Origin of the sequence: Paenibacillus sp. Root444D2 (genome assembly GCF_001426375.1) — a bacterium.
Classification (GTDB): Bacteria; Bacillota; Bacilli; order Paenibacillales; family NBRC-103111; genus Paenibacillus_E.
The window spans coordinates 343,218-360,595 of the sequence record NZ_LMEO01000012.1 but is presented as its reverse complement, the minus strand read 5'-3'; the positions used below and the strand labels follow the sequence as shown (position 1 = coordinate 360,595).

Annotated in this window: 13 protein-coding genes and 1 pseudogene; 11 read left to right on the top strand and 3 right to left on the bottom strand. The window is 47.1% G+C overall.

Annotation, left to right across the window (positions count from 1 at the left end):
- Positions 1 to 100: 100 nt before the first annotated feature.
- The 4 genes from ASD40_RS10320 (at position 101) to ASD40_RS10305 (ending at position 5,494) form a co-directional block, all read left to right on the top strand.
- The gene (locus tag ASD40_RS10320) at positions 101 to 3,349 is read left to right on the top strand and encodes a PQQ-binding-like beta-propeller repeat protein (RefSeq protein ID WP_057303200.1); all 3,249 of its coding nucleotides are present in this window, start codon (positions 101 to 103) and stop codon (positions 3,347 to 3,349) included.
- Positions 3,350 to 3,365: 16 nt separating this feature from the next.
- Positions 3,366 to 4,127 (top strand): endonuclease/exonuclease/phosphatase family protein, encoded by a 762-nt coding sequence (locus ASD40_RS10315; protein ID WP_057303199.1) that lies wholly within the window; start codon positions 3,366 to 3,368, stop codon positions 4,125 to 4,127.
- Between the two features lie 190 nt (positions 4,128 to 4,317).
- A complete protein-coding gene (locus tag ASD40_RS10310; protein WP_057303198.1) occupies positions 4,318 to 5,223 on the top strand; it encodes a DUF3221 domain-containing protein in 906 nt (301 codons plus the stop codon).
- Positions 5,224 to 5,248: 25 nt separating this feature from the next.
- Positions 5,249 to 5,494, top strand: coding sequence for a DNA-directed RNA polymerase subunit alpha C-terminal domain-containing protein (locus ASD40_RS10305; RefSeq protein WP_057303197.1), 246 nt, complete (start codon positions 5,249 to 5,251; stop codon positions 5,492 to 5,494).
- A 45-nt stretch (positions 5,495 to 5,539) separates the two neighbouring features.
- Here the strand turns inward: ASD40_RS10305 and ASD40_RS10300 are convergent, their stop codons facing one another.
- On the bottom strand, positions 5,540 to 6,544 hold the full coding sequence (locus tag ASD40_RS10300; protein ID WP_057303196.1) for a LacI family DNA-binding transcriptional regulator: 1,005 nt from the start codon (positions 6,542 to 6,544) through the stop codon (positions 5,540 to 5,542).
- A 333-nt stretch (positions 6,545 to 6,877) separates the two neighbouring features.
- Here ASD40_RS10300 and ASD40_RS10295 point away from each other — a divergent pair.
- The 7 genes and pseudogenes from ASD40_RS10295 to ASD40_RS10270 all read left to right on the top strand — a co-directional run.
- Positions 6,878 to 7,198 (top strand): annotated as a pseudogene (locus ASD40_RS10295) (ABC transporter permease subunit); the annotation flags it as partial.
- A gap of 50 nt (positions 7,199 to 7,248) precedes the next feature.
- Positions 7,249 to 9,876, top strand: a complete 2,628-nt coding sequence (locus tag ASD40_RS10290; RefSeq protein WP_156389956.1) for a GH116 family glycosyl-hydrolase — start codon at positions 7,249 to 7,251, stop codon at positions 9,874 to 9,876.
- Between the two features lie 71 nt (positions 9,877 to 9,947).
- The gene (locus tag ASD40_RS10285) at positions 9,948 to 10,781 is read left to right on the top strand and encodes a nucleotidyltransferase domain-containing protein (protein WP_057303194.1); all 834 of its coding nucleotides are present in this window, start codon (positions 9,948 to 9,950) and stop codon (positions 10,779 to 10,781) included.
- 167 nt (positions 10,782 to 10,948) lie between these two features.
- A complete protein-coding gene (locus ASD40_RS37790; RefSeq protein ID WP_162251215.1) occupies positions 10,949 to 11,107 on the top strand; it encodes a hypothetical protein in 159 nt (52 codons plus the stop codon).
- A gap of 124 nt (positions 11,108 to 11,231) precedes the next feature.
- The gene (locus ASD40_RS10280; protein ID WP_057303193.1) at positions 11,232 to 11,891 is read left to right on the top strand and encodes a DUF2238 domain-containing protein; all 660 of its coding nucleotides are present in this window, start codon (positions 11,232 to 11,234) and stop codon (positions 11,889 to 11,891) included.
- Positions 11,892 to 12,077: 186 nt separating this feature from the next.
- A complete protein-coding gene (locus ASD40_RS10275) occupies positions 12,078 to 13,253 on the top strand; it encodes an MFS transporter (RefSeq protein WP_057303192.1) in 1,176 nt (391 codons plus the stop codon).
- 143 nt (positions 13,254 to 13,396) lie between these two features.
- Complete coding sequence (locus tag ASD40_RS10270) at positions 13,397 to 13,723, top strand: L-rhamnose mutarotase (protein ID WP_057303243.1); 327 nt, start codon at positions 13,397 to 13,399, stop codon at positions 13,721 to 13,723.
- 48 nt (positions 13,724 to 13,771) lie between these two features.
- On the opposite strand, the gene ASD40_RS10265 is transcribed toward ASD40_RS10270, so the two are convergent.
- Together ASD40_RS10265 and ASD40_RS10260 are read right to left on the bottom strand one after the other, a co-directional pair.
- Positions 13,772 to 15,556, bottom strand: a complete 1,785-nt coding sequence (locus tag ASD40_RS10265) for a cache domain-containing sensor histidine kinase (protein WP_057303191.1) — start codon at positions 15,554 to 15,556, stop codon at positions 13,772 to 13,774.
- Positions 15,553 to 17,127: a response regulator gene (locus ASD40_RS10260; protein ID WP_057303190.1), complete on the bottom strand. Its 1,575-nt coding sequence runs from the start codon at positions 17,125 to 17,127 to the stop codon at positions 15,553 to 15,555. The genes ASD40_RS10265 and ASD40_RS10260 overlap by 4 nt, the downstream gene beginning before the upstream one ends.
- Between the last annotated feature and the right edge of the window lie 251 nt (positions 17,128 to 17,378).

Genomic DNA, 17,378 nt, shown 5'->3' with positions numbered 1-17,378 from the left:
TAGAACAGTGGAAGGGAAGAAGAGTTCGGGTTCTGAGCTTGCGTGAAAACGCTTACATTTTGAAGAGGGAAATTAATGAGAATGCTTAGGAGGTTTTGTAATGCCAAACAGTAAGTATCGTGTGTTCGTGCTCATGATGGTCCTATTAATCACTTTGACAAGTTGGGGGGCTGTTTTCGTTTCGGCTGAGGGCAGTCGGCTTTCACAGAAAACTTACGGGACTCCTGAGGAGCTCCTAATTCCGAATAATTATACGGTTGCAGTATTCAACGGCACTGTAGGCCGAGAAGATGGGCATTATGTGCTTTATGCGACGAGCAAAGGGAAGCCGGGACATCTCAATGTCATTGATCTGGAGGATTATAAGCTGTTGCGAAGCATTCCAATCGGCCCTTCGGAGAGTTCCTGGGCGCATACTGTCGCCCCTGACGGAACCTTATACCTAGCAGCTGATGGTGGCGGGGCAAGGCTTTGGAGCTACTCGCCAGTTACGCATACGCCAACGCAGGTAGCCCAATTCGATGGGCAATCCGTACCGAATAGTATTACAACGGATGAGCAGGGACGTGTTTACGTGGGGACATATCCCGGCGGAAAGGTATACCAGTATGACCCTGCCTCCAAAATGACCAAGGATTACGGCCGAGTCATCGGCGCTATGGATCAAGAATATGTACGTTCTATCGCGTACCAAGGCGGGAACGTCTATGCGGGAACCGCACAGAAGCAAATTGTGAGGGTAAATTTGGCAACGGGTATGAAAACGAATATTGCCGCTTCCCTCAGCGTTAAGAATGATACTGTATATGACTTGGACACCATTGACGACCGATATTTGTTTGCCCGTTATACGGATGGCAGCGGGGTGCCGGGAGAAGCTTACATCTACGATACGCAAACAGAAGCTTGGCTGGACGTCCAATTGGAGAATGTGACGGGATTGCATGCCACGGACTCACTAGACGGAAAACTGTACTATATGTCAGATAAAAAGCTGAAGACCTTCGATCTTGCGACGCATGAAGTCGCGTTGACTGGAATGGAATATGCTTCCGGCTTTCGCGGTGCGGATTGGGTGGAGATTCCGAATAACCCTGAACTGCCCGGCAAAACCTTGGTGACAGTACGTTATGACGGCGGCGTGACGTTGATGAATATCGAAACGAAGCAGGTTTATCTCAAACCGCCTATCATACCAGGACTTCCTGGAGTTGTGAATCGACTCCAAAGCGTCTCAGAAACACAGCTGATCACGACAGGCTCACAGGCACGATCATCGCTTGTCAATCTGACGGATAACACGGCCAAGCCCTTCAGCATCGGTCAAGCAGATAGTGTATACCCTGTTGGGAACAAAGTATATATGGGGGTTTATCCGGAAGGCGCCCTGTATGAATACAACTTGGCAGCTGAACCGAGCGATTCAAATCCGAAACGTTTAGCTGTTTTAGGGGATGATCAAGAACGGCTTGTAAATATCACAGGCGGTCAGGGCAAGCTGTTTATTTCCACGATATCCGGTTATGGGACGTTAGGCGGTTCATTAACGGTTCATGATCCGGCAACGGGGGAAACGAAAGTTCACCGCAACGTTGTTCAGAATCAAAGCGTACTCAGCACAGCTTACCTTAATGGCAAAATATATGGATCTACCACGATCCGGAACGGCCTTGGCTCCGAACCGACGGAAGAGGAAGCGAAAATCTTCGTATGGGATGTTGGTAAGGAGCAGAAAATTGCTGAATTCCCACTTCGGGTTCCCGGCTTGACGAAACCGATCTTCATCGGCGATCTGGCCGTCGGACCGGACGGCTTGATCTGGGGCGCTTCTTACGAGTACATTTTTGCCATAGATCCAAATACCTACAACGTTGTAAAAAGTAAGAAAATCTATCCGAGTCTGAGCTTTAGCCAATGGGCTCATCATCCGCTTCGCTGGTCGGAGGACGGACTGCTCTATGTCCTCTTTAATAACAAACTGACCGTTATCGATCCGCAAACGCTGGAGTTCCGCACGTTGGCGGACACATCAAGATTTGATCTGGGAATGGATGGGGACTTGTACTTTACCGATCAGGCGACCAATACAATTTTATACCGAATGAAGGTAGATGGGGAAATCGTGGAGGAGCCACCGGGCATCCCAGTTCCTGTCCACAACGCAGGGTTGGAAGATAATGTGAATAATAGCGTCATTCCCGGCTGGACTTCCTTGTTCGCGACAGGAACAGATTACCGGTTTGAGATCAGCGGCGAGCGCAGCTTCTCTGGCTCCAAAAGCCTGAAGATCACGGATAAACTCCGGACAGCTTCCGTTGCCGTACAAAGTGACAAGATTCCGGTCAAACCTGGGGAAGAATACCAAGCAGGCGTCAATCTGTACATTGAATCAGGTCAACCGGGATTCATGTTCCGCTTCTTTGACAAGAACAACGCGACGATCTCCACACTCGAAATCCATTTGGACGAATCCAGATTAGCCCAATGGCAGAAGGTGACTCTCAAAGGAAAGGCGCCGGCCAACGCAGCTTACGCTAGTCTAATCGCGGTAACGAGCCGTTATAATATTTCATCTGCATATTATGATGATTTTTTCATTAGCGTCAAAGATTCAGTCCCGCCAATCTCAGTCGCAAGCATCAATCCGTCTCCGAACGAAAGCGGATGGATCAACAAGGATGCTGCCGTAACGATTGAAGCAAACCGTGCCTACTCCATCTCCTATTCGGCATTGGGGGCGCAGCAGATTGCTCAAACGACCGTAAAGGGATCATCACTCCAATTCCCGATATCTGTCGAAGGGGTTACGAGCGTGACGTATGCCGCTACGAACTTCTCAGGTATCAAGGAGACTCCACGAACGATGGACATTCGGATCGACAAAACGGCTCCGGTTATTGAATTCTCGGGCGAACGTTCGTATACTGTACAACAAGCGGTTTATATTGGCTGCACAGCTGCAGACGCATTATCCGGGCTTGTTACGAATTCGTGTTCATCTTCACTCGTTGGGCAACCTGCCTATACGTTTGAACCTGGAAGCCACGATATTTCGGTTTCAGCCACAGACTTGGCAGGAAACACCAGTACCGCCACATTTACGTTTCAGGTTTCTGTGACCTATGACGGGCTGTGTGGACTCATTCGTCAGTTTATGGCTGATGATCAGGGGATTGTAAGTGGGCTTTGCAGCAAGCTTCTGAGTGCTCAGGAAGCAGAGAAGCGAGGAAATCTAAAGGCAAAGGAAGGCATGCTTCATGCTTTCTTAAACGAAGTGGAAGCCCAAAGCGGCAAAAAGTTGACGACAGAACAAGCGCAAATTCTTACAAAGTTGGCAGGTTATTTGTAACTATTGGAGGAGAACAATGGATATAACGGTGATGACGTTTAACCTGAGGGTTAATGTCCAGCAGGATGGCGACAATGCATGGCCGAACCGTATCAATGAAGCGGCTGAGGCCATAAAAAAAGCAGGGGCAGCGATTGTTTGCACGCAGGAGGGAACGCACGCTATGCTGCAGGATCTGCAAGCGCTGCTATCGGATTACGCCTGGCTCGGTGAAGGCCGTCAGGGAGGGAACGAAGACGAGCATTGCGCCATCTTCTATCATCGTGGTTTGCTGAAGCCAGTCGAGAGCGGGAACTTCGGTCTATCCGAGTATCCTGAACGGCTAGGTTACTTGAGCTGGAACGCTGGCTGTCCGCGAATATGCACCTGGGTACGGCTGAGGCAGCAAGACGGACAGGAGTGGTACGTGTTCAATACTCATTTGGACCATATGAGTGAGGAAGCTAGAACGAACGGCATCCAGCTTATTGTAGAACGAATCCGCACCATGGACGGTCGAGACGGGATTCCGACAATATTGACGGGTGACTTTAACTGCGGCCCAAGCAGCGATGTGATCGAAATTCTGACACAAGCGGGGCTTTGTAATGGTTATGGCGCGGACGATAATGTAGGCTGCACCTGGCATGACTTTAACGGCGGCGACACGGGAGAGCCGATAGATTACATTTTCGTGACGCCCGAAATTCAAGTGAGTTCAATCAACGTCGACCGAAGCCTGTACAACGGTCGCTATCCGTCAGACCATTATCCAGTCGTGGCGAGTGTAAGATTGTAGCAAGGAACAGCTATAGCAGCTATATTTGCCAAAAACTTAACCCGCAGCCTGTTGCTGTGGGTTTTTTTGTGCCATTTAGAAGGGCAGTTTAACGAAACTATGATTAGCTTTAACGCGTCTAATATTTACAAAATCATGAAAGGATACCTGTTAATAGTATCTATCCTACTCTTGAATAAGGGGGCGTGTCGTGAGGAAAGAGATGAGGTTGTTCGGTGTAGTTGTTTGTATATTATTTGTGACCATGTTATTTTCAAGTTGCGGGAAATCGAATCTCCTGAACAGAGATGAGGGAGCTGATCCATCCAAAACTCCTGGAAAGGTAACATCTATATCAAAACAGGAGTTGGAAAAGTATGTGAATCAGCTCCCCTTATTGAAAAACGTATTTGATAGCCACCGTGTGAAGTTCCAGTCATCATACAGCAACGAAAACGAAGGTTTCCTAGAAATCCGCCGAATTGGCGATGATTCGAAGTTGCTGTCTGAGGAAGAGGAAACCGAGCTCAGACAATCGATCTATAAGGCGGTTGGTGGCGAGTTTCCACTGAACATTTCGGTATACACAATTGGCGATCAACCAGGTTTGACTGGCAAAATCACTGCAATCGATGAAAAGGGTCGGTTTCTGGTTGTGTCATCCAATAAATTCTTAGACAAAGAAATGAAAATGCCTGAAGCTGCGTGGTACACGATGTCGGACGATGCGAACATCGAGTTTGAAGGGAAGCCAGTCCATGCGAGGGACGTAAGAATCGGCTCTATAGTCAAGGTTTGGAGCGAAGGGATGATGTTGACGAGTTACCCAGGGCAAACAACGGGACTACGCCTTGAAATAATGACAAGAGACAATGGAATAGGCGATGCAAGAGGTAATGTCACGCGATTAGAGAAAACGGGTGAAGGCGTTAACACAGAACGAACAATCGAAGTTGATGGTGTGAAGCATCGACTGCTCCCAATTACACAAGTGTGGGTGAACGATGAAAATGCGGACTTCTCCGACATCGAAATGGGAGAAAGTGTAAAGATTTGGTTTGCAGGGTACGAGATTGGGCCGGAGAAAATCGTGACACAGGTTGTCATTGAACGTTAATGGGAGAAAAAAAGGAGAACTTACTATGCCAAAGAACAAAAACATTGAACCTAATCATACGGAAACTATCGACGACCAGAAATCTGATCTTCCGAGGTTAAGCAATCCAGCACGTCGAGCGCTCGCTAATGCAGGCTACTTGCGACTAGAGCAGTTCACCAAGCTCACCGAGGCCGAGATCTTGAAGCTGCATGGTATGGGACCAAAGGCTCTGGATCAGATTCGTCAAGCCCTTGCCGCCAAGGGCCAATCGTTCACAGATGGCTCTTGAAATTATTTCGGTTGGCAACTCACTTCGCGCTAAAAAAACAGAGACTTATAAGTCTCTGTCAAGAGTGACGGATTCTCCCTGAAGGACATGATGAGCGATAAGGGTCTCGGCAGGAACTTCATCATTGTTAATTTGGCTAATTAAAATGTCGGCTAGTTTAGTGCCGATTTCATCCACATTATAATCAACTGTTGTTAGTGAGGGATTCATGTATTTTAATACATGAATGTTATCGAAACCCATGAGGCCAATTTGTTCAGGTACTCGGATTTTACGGGATTTCAACCATTTCAGAACCTCAAGTGCGTACACGTCACTAGAGCATAAGATCGCGCTTTTGCTGTCCGTTTTCTCTATCAATTGCTCCAATTCAGCCAAATAATTTTTCTGTGCGATGACGTTATGCCGCATATCGGAGATCTCATCACATGCTTCGATAAAACCAAGATATCGTTGCTCGGGCACATAAATATTCTCTTTTCCCTTTCGCATCAGAGGCGGACTTAAGTAGATCAAGTGCCGATAGCCTTGACTGGAAAGAAAGGCGACTGAGTCTCGGATTGCTTGCTTATCGTCGATCCAAACATAAGGAAACTGGCCTGAAAGGCGATTGCCGAATGTTACGATAGGTGTCCGCGAGCGAGTCAAAAGAGTTTCGAATTTTTTGTTGAAATTGGTCGGCAATAGTGCGATTCCGTCAACTCTACGATCTAACAAGTTGTTGATATACTCTAGCTCTAGGTCCTTGTCGCGATTAGAAAGGACAAGATAAACGATATAACCCCGTTTCCTAGCTTCGGCTTCGAATGCGTGGAATAGCTGGGAGAAAATCTGATTATGGATGTCAAACAGCACGATACCTAACGTTTTGGTATGTCCTTTAACAAGGCTTTGTGCTAAAAAATGGGGGCGGTAGCCGAGCTCCTCTGCGACCCGCAGTATTTTCACACGAGTCTCCGGATTAATACCGGGACGGTTGTTTAACGCCCGATCCACCGTTCCCCGTGTAACTCCGCACAGCTCGGCGATTTGTTTACTGGTAATGTTCATGCGGCCTCCGTGAGAATGGAATCTAGTGGTCTAATCGTAGCTTAACAGAGCGGGCTGGTCAATACCCGTGCTCGTGAACGATACAGGAAAGAGTAGGAATAGGAAAGATGAACTAATTTCTAATAAAAGCGTTTACAAACATGAGGGCATTTGTTAAGATAAGGTCGTTTACGTGCACGATTTATGTTGTTGGAGCTCACAATGTTAATTTGCCACTCAGATGCAGGGAAAGTGGCGACGGGGGACGCCCCTATCGGTAATAGTATCTTCGGTACAAATTTTTTTAGCCTTTTCCGTGCACGTGCACGGAACTGATCTACCTATGACGAAGCCGCTAATATGGACGGTGCTAGCCGATTATGGGTTTTCCTTAAAGTTATTCTTCCCATGTCGTTTCCGGCGGTTGCCGTTACCTCGGTCATCAGTTTCATCGCGCATTGGAACGATTTTTTCCGCCCTTTAATTTTTCTGAATTCCTTCGAGAAAATGACGCAGCCGATCGGTATGACGGCATTAACCGGAGCGTTCGCGACGGGGAATTTGTCTTCCATCCTGGCAGGGGTGACATTGTCGCTTATCGTACCGCTGCTCTTTTATATTTCCGGACAAAAATACTTGCTTGATGGCATTACGGCAGGTGGACTTAAACTGTGAGTGCCTGTTAGGATTCATGAAATCAGTTAGGAACTTAAGGAGGTCAAGAAATGAGCAACAAGTTAGTAAACGAAAAGTTTCGTATGGACAAAGATTTTATGTATACAGGAGCCAAGACGAGCCAAATCTCTTTTCCGCTTGGCGGGATTGGAACGGGAAGTATCGGTCTCGCTGGCAACGGACGGTTGATTGATTGGGAGATTTTCAACCGGCCCAATAAGCTGAGCTTTAACGGATTCTCTTTCTTTGCCGTAAAAGCGGAATGCAAAGGTGAGGTCAAACTGACCAAAGTACTCAATGGGGATATGCAGGCACCATACACAGGAGAAGGGAAAGGCAAATACGAGGGTTATGGGTATGGACCCAGACGGGAAAACATGGCCGGATTTCCGCACTTTTCGAATACATCGTTCCGTGGACAATTCCCGTTCGCAGAGATGAACTTCAACGATGCTGATGACCCGATCACGGTCAAACTGACAGCTTTTAATCCATTCATTCCTCTGAATGATCGGGATTCATCTATACCTTGTGCCATTTTCGAATATGAGGTGACTAATCGGTCAGCGGATGAGCTGGAGATCAGTGTGGTCGGCAATGTGTCAAATCCGTTTCGTCAGGGAGCCGTCAATGAAGCGGTGGAATACGGTGGACGACGTGCAATCCGTATGTCTTCCACACAGTATGAAGCGGATGAAGCGGAATTCGGCGATCTGACGTTGATGACTGACCATGATGACGTCAGCTACCAATCGTATTGGTACCGTGGTGGATGGTTCGATAACTTGACCGTATTCTGGAAGGATTTCCGTCGGCCAGGCCGCTTTCAGGAGCGAAATTACGAAGGACCGCGTGAGCTTGATGCGAAAAGGCTGCATGAAAAGCATCAGGATGTTGGCCTGCTGAGCGGGCATAGTACTGTAGTCGCCGGTGGGAAGGCTAAATTCCGGTTCGTGCTTGCCTGGAACTTTCCGAATTGCGTTAACTTCTGGAATCCCGGCAGTGGGGATGAAAGTGGCCGACTACCTTCTTGGAAAAACTACTACTCGACGTTATTCCATGACTCCACCGATACGGCAAATTACATTTTGGAACACTATGATCGATTGAACAAGGAGACGCGCTTATTCCAAGAGACACTCTTCCGTTCTACGCTACCCGACACTGTGATTGACGCAATTAGCAGCAATATTTCGATCCTAAAATCCCCTACTGTACTGCGATTGACTGACGGGACACTATACGGTTTCGAGGGCGTTCATACGAACGAAGGCTCGTGTGAAGGTTCCTGCACGCATGTATGGAATTACGAGCAGGCGACAGCTTTCTTGTTCCCTTCTCTTGCCCGTTCGATGCGCGACATCGAGTACAAATACGCCCAGTTTGAGAATGGGAAAATGGCGTTCCGCCTCATGCTGCCGGCTGAGCGAACGACTCTTGATAACACGTTTAGGGCTGCTGCCGACGGTCAGATGGGAGGCGTGATTAAATCCTATAGGGAATGGAAAATTTCGGGCGATACGGAATGGCTGCGCTCGATATGGCCAAATGTTCGCAAAACTCTCGAATATGCCTGGGATCCTACAAACGAGGACCAATGGGATGCTGACAAGGACGGTGTCATGGAAGGGCGTCAGCATCATACGCTGGACATGGAATTGTTCGGCCCTAATTCTTGGCTGACGAGTATGTACTTGACTGCATTGAAGGCGGCAGCAGAAATGGCGGAAGCTCTCGGTGAACAGGAGATTGCGGCAGAGTACGACGCGCTTTGCGCAAAAGGGTCCGCTTGGACGAACGAGCAACTGTTCAATGGCCGGTACTTCCATCAGTTGGTCGATCTCAAAGACCGATCAGTCCTGGAAAAATATGAAGCAGAAGAAGTGTACTGGAATGATGAGGCAGGGGAACATAAATATCAGATTGGTGAAGGCTGCGGCATAGATCAAGTACTTGGTCAATGGTTTGCTCATCTTGTTGGTCTCGGATATGTCCTTGATCCTGTGAAGGTGAAACGAGCGGTCCAATCAATTTATGACAATAATTATATTGAGAATTTGCGGGATTTTCCTAACGCCTGCCGCATCTATGGTTTGAATGACGAGTCTGGTCTGATGATCTGTACTTGGCCTGATGAGAACAGCCCGATCGTGCCAGTTCCTTATGCAGACGAATGCATGAATGGGTTCGAATATCAAGCTGCTTGCCATATGATTTATGAAGGGCTCGTGATGGAAGGATTGAATGCTGTTAAGTCTATCCGGGACCGATACGATGGAGAGCGCCGCAACCCATGGAACGAGTTCGAATGCGGCAGCAATTATGCCCGTTCCATGGCGTCCTATGGCCTGCTTCTTGCTCTAAGCGGTTTCGAATATGATATGGTAGGCGGACATATCGGCTTTAACCCAAGATGGCAAGCAGATGATTTTCGTTGTTTCTGGAGCTTGAACGATGGTTGGGGCGAGTTTCGCAGTAACGATGGGCAGCTGGAGTTAGAGGTAATGATGGGTGAACTAAAGCTGTCCAGCTTTGGAAGTGGCCAGTTGGTTGGGCGAGAAGTGAAGAGCGTAATGATTGGCGGGAAAAGCGTCTCTTTTGAACAGGCAGAGGGAAATCTGATATGGAAAGAAAAAATAGTTCTTGAACCGCAAACCATACTTGTCCTACAGTTTTAATACACATGTGTTTAGAGCTGCCCCTTCATCATGCTGGGGCTGGCTTTCATATGGAACGGAGGCTATGGAACATGGATGCAAACGATGTAATTGATTCGGTTGTTGAGCAATTACGTAATGTCGAGGGAATCAGGGCAGTCGTGCTGGGCGGATCTCGGGCTCGTGGTACAGAAACACCTGAATCCGACATTGACATTGGACTCTACTACCGATCTGGATACCCGATCGACACGGATGCTCTTGATAGATTAGCATCGGCAATAGACGACGAACGTCGCAGTGGGCGAATTACGCCACTAGGCGGATGGGGACCATGGATTAACGGCGGCGGCTGGTTAAAGGTAGGAGGTTATTCATTGGACCTCCTCTACCGCGATACGGAGATTGTAACTGGCGTGATCAACGATTGCCGCCAAGGGCGGATCGACATCCATTATCAGCCAGGGCATCCTCATGGATTTTGCACATCCATTTACATGGGAGAAGCAGCATATTGCCGACCTCTCTGGGATCCTGATGGCCTAGTAGCTGAGATGAAAATGTTGACAGATCCATATCCGGCTACCCTTCGGCAAGCAACAATCTCGAAGTTTATGTGGGAAGCTGAATTTTCCGTATCGAATGCCAAAAAAGCAATGAGCCGCAAGGATGTTTCATATGCAGCAGGTCATCTCTTTCGGACGGTAAGTTGTTTGGCTCAAGTATTGTTTGCATGCAATGGGGTTTATCTTCTGAACGAAAAAGGAGCGGTAGCTCAGTGCAGCCGTTTTCAATTGGCTCCAACTGATTTTGAGCTACGTGTTCGGGAAGGCTTCGCCTGTTTATCGGCTGAGTGTTCTAATTTGTCCAAGGCAATTAGCCTATTTGACGCGCTCGTCCGTGAAACGGCAGAGATTGCTTCATAAACGAGGCCGTGGAAAACAGTTGAAGTTAATGATAATGAAGCGCAGATTTCCCGAAATAATGCATCGACGTTCCGCGTATGAAAGGTTAAGTAATTCTATAAAGAATTTGCCGTCCAAGTATAGAATCAGCATATTTATCCAAACTATGGTTGATGGAGGTGATCAATTTGGAAGACAAGTCCCAATCCAATCATAACGAGCCGACAATTGCACCGGGTATGAACATGCATGATCCTCTTGAAAAAAAAGCAACGGAAGAAGATATTGAAAAGGGCGATGTTACTTCAGTGACTCGTTTATACTTGGATCGTACACCAGAAGACTAATGTATTGATAAATCTCCCATTGGCCGAAATGGCTAACGGGATTTTGTTATATCCAGTAAAAACAAGGCGGAAGAAAGGTTGACTTTTACATGACTGGCATCCCATCTGTAAGGAACGGACGAACATGTTGACGAACCTGAACATACCGTTTTCCCGCAATTGGCCTTTGCACTTGATGATCTTCGTATTTGCTGTGTATTGGGGATTCACGGCCATCGCACCCACTGACCGGATACAATGGTTGATGGAGAGCATACTTCCCGTTATCGTCGTGCTTGTTCTCGCTTTTACTTATAAAGTTTTCCGGTTCTCTAATGCTTCCTATTTACTCATGTTTATTTTTCTTTGCTTACATACTTATGGGGCCCATTATACCTATCAGGGAACACCGTTTGACAAGTGGCTGAAGGCTTCGTTTCATTCCCAGAGAAGCTACTACGATCGGGTCGTTCATTTCACATTCGGGTTGCTCTGGGCATATCCGTTCCGTGAATTGCTAACCCGGGCCGCCGCGCAGCGTGGATTTTGGTCATTTGGCATTCCCACGGCAGTCGTTTTCAGCTGCAGCGCCTGCTTCGAAATTATAGAGATGGTGGCTGCTTTTGTAGCCGGGCAACATGGGGAGGAATATGTCGGGCTGCAAGGTGATGTTTTTGATACTCAAAAAGACATGGGACTTGGATTAGCCGGAGCGGTTATTTCAATGGGCATACTTGCCTGGTATCTACACGGTCATCCTACGGATGATAATCCGTTAAAAGGCATTGAAAAGAAGCTCAAATAATCACATTGACTCGCCATGCTTCGCAACTTATGATGATGATAACCACAATCTGAATGAAAGGAGAGACCCTATTATGATAGCTTTCGCACGACCTCCCTGCTAAGACGTAATCGCTAGTCCACCCCGAGCGCCTCCTGATTTGATTGAGCCTAATTAGCCAATCAGATTTAGGAGAGGAGCTCCTTCATGGACTATTCAGCCAATCTTCCCAAACTATATGTGCTCCGCTTCTTTTCCAGCCTTATCCCAGCCTACGTCATAGAGAGGCTTTTCTGGGAAGAGCGGGGTATGACCATTCAGATGGTCGTGTATACCGAAATTATATACGCCCTGACAATCGTCCTTCTGGAGATTCCGACTGGCATTATGGCCGACAAGTGGGGCCGAAAAAGGATGCTAGTACTAAGCGCCCTCTTGGCGTGCAGTGAGTTTTTGATTTTGCTATTTGCGACGGAATTCTGGCACTTTGTTCTGGTCGTTTTCTTGGCGGGCGTGAGTAGATCAGCTAGCAGCGGCTCAGAAAATGCCTTGCTATATGATTCATTAAAGCTGCAGGGGAAGGCCTCTTCGTTCGAAAAGCAACTTGGCAGATTGAATGCCTGCGACTTCGTATCCGCGATACTCGCCGCCTTGTGCGGAAGCTTCCTCGCAAGTAAATACGGCTTTGAGCTGAACTATTGGATATCACTCGGGAGTACTATAATCGCTCTAGTCCTCTCATTGCTATTGATTGAGCCTGCTGCAGAAGACAGCACTTCTGACGAGGAAGTTATTCCTTTTAAGACATATGTCGCTGTGTCTCTGCGTTTTTTTCGAACGAATCCAAGTGTCACTCTTGTGATGCTTTCAGCCATGGTGACAGGTGCTGCCATGGGCTACATCGAAGAATTCTGGCAGTTATACGTGAGCAGATTGGGAATGCCGGTTGTATACTTCGGCGTGTTATCCGCCGCGATCATGCTGCTGCAGCTCCCTGGCAATTTGATTGCACACGTACTGTTACGTTGCTTCAGCTATAGAGCGCTGATTTTCATAATTATGGTTGTATTCGCCGTCGGCTTCACCTATGTTGCCATAAGTAAGGATATCATAGGCCTCACAGCGATGCTCTTCATTTGTTTGTTCTCTGGCGTGATGGAGCCGATCGCAAGCGGTTACTTGCATCACCGGATCAATTCCTCTATGCGGGCAACAATCGATTCTTTCCAGTCGTTAGGTGAGAATCTCGTGCACACTCTCACAGGTCTTGGTTTCGGCTACTTCGCTTCAAAGTATGACGTGTTCGGCGGCTATGGCTTTATTGCACTCCTGTGCTACGCTTTTATCGTTTGGTTTATTGGCGCATCACGTAAAATTGAATAATAAAAACGGTGCAAAAAGAGACGGCAGCCCTAATTGGTTGTCGTCTTTTTCTGCATAAAAGCTTGGACGATGAATTTATTGACGGGAGGATGCTGTCGCGGTAAAGTACAATTGATTGAATGTTAATGGGAAAGGGTGACCGTATGACGAGTAGTGGGAAATTCGCTTGGACATGGACTATACGTGAAGAAGATTTAGAGGAATACGTGACTATGCATCTGGCTCCATGGCCGGAAATTATGGAAGAACACACGAAAGCCGGGATTAGGGATTACTCGATCTTTCAAAATGGCGCACAATTTTTTTATTGCTTCTTGTGCGATGATGTAGAGGCTGCTTTCGCTTATTTAGCAGAAAGCGAAGCTTGTAATCGATGGAATGCAATTACTTCGAAGATGGTCGTCGGATCCTTCGACTTCCGCGAAGCGGTGCCAATCCAACCGATGCGTGAAGTGTTTTATTTGAAATAGATAGAAGAAGAGCCATGGAAAGCAGCAGCTTCCATGGCTCTTCTTCTATCATGGGATCTCTGATCCCGTTGTTACCGGAATCGTAATCTCCACTTCCGTCCCCTCGCTGGGTACGCTGCGATACGTCAAATTCGCTGGCTCGCCGAAATAATGGCGAATGCGCTCGATGACGTTTTTGACGCCGTATCCGCTGCCGCTGATTTTGCTGCGGCTCGTACCCGTCATAATGTCTTCAACCTGGGTGGCACGCATGCCGACACCGTCGTCCTTGATGATCAGGTGAATGTTGTCATTCACCCTCGTGCCACTAATCGTAATCGTACCTTCACGGTGAGTACGTCCAAGAATACCGTGCAGAATCGCATTTTCTACGATGGGCTGAAGAGTAATCTTCGGAATCGCGTTATCTAACAGCTCCTCCGGCACATGGATCTGAAAATCAATCTTATTTTCAAATCGGATATTTTGAATCTGTACGTAAAAAGAAACATGCTTTAATTCTTCGCGGAGCGAAATAATATCTTTCCCGCTGCTTAAGCTGACTTTGTAGAAGCGGGCTAACGCTTTAACGACCTTTTTGATGTCCGTGTTAAGACCGCTGTCAGCCATCCAGTTAATGAGGTCGAGCGTATTATACAGGAAGTGAGGATTAATTTGCGACTGGAGTGCTTTCAACTCCGCGTTTTTCACTTCTTGTCCTAATCGGTAATGCTCTTTATTCATCGAACTAATTTGTTCAATCATGTAGTTATAGGTCTGAATCAGCTCTCCAATTTCATCTTTTCCTTGCGTTTGAGCAAGTGCGATTAGATTGCCTTTCTGTACATCACGCAAACGGCTTGTCAATTGTGAAATGCGCCGTGTGACCGAGAAGGAGAGCAGATAGGCTAACAGGTAGGCAAGACTGCTGACAATAAGCAAAATAACTAGCAAGTCATTGCGAAGCTCATGGCTCTGCTGAACGACTTCATCCAGCGGAATGACTGTCACCATACCCCAATTCGATGGAAGCTGTCGGTACAAATAGTAGTTATTGTTGCTTTGCCAATTCATCGTAACTGCGTCGCTGGCCATATCCGGCAGGGTAAAGTCGGTAAGAGTGAGAGGTTCAGATGCAAGCACGATCTGATGGTTCTGGTCGACTAAGAAGGTGGCGCTTTTCTTCACCACGTTGGCTTTTTTTAGCATGGAGCGCAGTGTCTCCGCCTGTACATCCACCCGCAGCTGGCCGATGGGTACCGAATAATTATTGGGATCCAGAATGCTCCTAACCACATAGAGGTAGGAGTTATCATGGGTAGCATGAGTACCTAATTCCGGCGGCGAGCACCATAAATATTTGGCATGCAGTTCGTTTAACCGGTCGAAGCAAGGACTGTCAGCGGTCTGTTCGAGAGGGAGGAAATTCTCCGATTCGTTGGAAAAAATAAACGCCTTCGGCACATACAGAATGACCCGAGAAATATCAAGACTGTCCTGCATAGATCGGAGGAGCTGCTTGAGATTGCTGTAATCCTGCAGCTCACGATTAATATTTTGCGTGATACTCGTATCCATTAAAATGTCAGAAATGGTTGTATTCGAAACCAGAATATTCGTCGTTTCCGCTATTCGCTGTACGCGGTAGCTGAGGAACGAATAGGTCTGGTCGAAGCCTTGCTTGGCCGAATACGTCACATGATTAATGATGATGGCTGACATTTTATCCGATGCAATGAATTGATAGAAGCCAAGTGGAATCATGATCAGCAGCAAATAAGTAACCATGATTTTATGCCTTAATTTCGCGTTGTACAGCCATTTTCGTATCGTTTGAATCAAAGTGAACATCATAGCTGGCATCGCTCCCGGTACTCAGAAGGTGTCATCCCCGTAGATTTTCGGAATATTTTGGCGAAATGCTCCCCATCTTTAAAACCCACTTGTGAGGCGACGTCAAGCACTTTCAATCGATTATTTCGGAGCAAATCCTTCGCCTTTTCCATTCGGTATTCTGTGACGTATTGCTTGATCGTTTTGCCAGTCGCTTCTTTGAAAATCGAGATGAGATGCGAGGCAGTCATTTGCATATGATCACTCACATCTTGGACAGACAAGTTATCCTCTGCAAAATGCAGATGAATGTAACGAATGATCCGCGAGCTGGCAGATGACATGGTTCCGTTCCCGCGTTCCCTGAAGGATTGCTTCAGCTCATCCAGCTTCTGGGTGATGACTCGATGAATATCATCTAGGAAATGACATTCCAGAATAAGCTTCCACGGCACATTATTTTCTTCCGAGACATCGAACAGGATGATATTTCGGCTGCGAGCAAATTTGTCCATTTCCAAAGCAAAACGATAATAGAGCTCTTTGACGCTGACAATTAGCGTTCCAGGATGCTGGTGAATGTCTGCGGTGACCGTGTTCAACAAACGGGAGATTTCCTCAAAATTTTCCTCTACAAGTGATTCTTGGAACCTGTTGAATAACTCAGCCGGAACTTGATAATGTTCGGAATGCACTTCGCTGCCATGGCTATCATGCAGAATGACGGAGCAAGGTTTATGAAAAAATGACTCCTGAAGACGAATGACAGCACTTGTATACGACTCCTGCAGCCGTTTAACCGTTGGTACTATTTTCCCCGCGGCAATGGAGAAGGAATGAAATTCCTTTTTTAAAGCAGAAGAGAGCTCGTAACTAACGTGATGCAATCCGCTGTTTTCTATAGGCTCTTTGCCGCTCGAAAATAAATGAAGGATGACGTGATTGTCATCTTTCAGTGCATACAAATACGGGTTTTCGAAGCCGGTCAAGGCTGATTCAATGATGGAATTGATGATTTCTTTGGTTGGTTGAGGCGTAATTAGCTTGGACAAGATCGTAACCGCTGGGGCGTGAAGCGACGCCTCGAAACCAACGGCCAACAGCCGCTTACCTAGTAATTCCTCGTCAAATCCCCCGCGAATGAGCTGAAGCGCTGCTTCTTGCTTGATATAGCTCTTATTATCTCTGGCTACCGCGTCGTTCGCCAAATGCCGCTGCTCTTCCAAACAAATGGCTATTGCGCTTCGCAACGCTTCTTCCAGTTCCTCGATATCAATCGGCTTCTCTACATAGCTAACCGCTTTCAATGAAATCGCTGCTTTCAAATAGTCTTTGTCCGCGTAACCGCTCATAAAAACTATCTTGCACAGCGGATACTTCCGGCGAAGGTGTGTGGCAAGCTCAATGCCATCCATGCGCGGCATGCGAATATCTGTCAGCACAATATCGGGCTGAAATTGCTCAGCGATAGCAACCGCTTCTAAACCATCGACCGCTTCGACAAGCTCAGTAATCCCGAGTTCTCCCCATGCAATTGATTTACGAATACCTTCTCTCGTGAATTTTTCATCCTCTGCGAAAAGAAGTTTCATAGTTAAAATCGCCCCCAAGAATTTTCGAAGAAACTTATGATGTAAGCATAAACGCGCTCGTTCTGAAGGACGGCGGAATCGTTTATCCTAGTGTAGCTTAAGATTAGCGCATATTAGATAGCAAAGCCACTAACTTAGGTGCTATCTGCAAAAGTTACAGGGAATCGATATTTTGTCGGGTTACTGCGCTGCATGGAACCTGTTAATTTAGTAACAGGAGAGACAACTAGAACCGGATGGGGGAACGAATA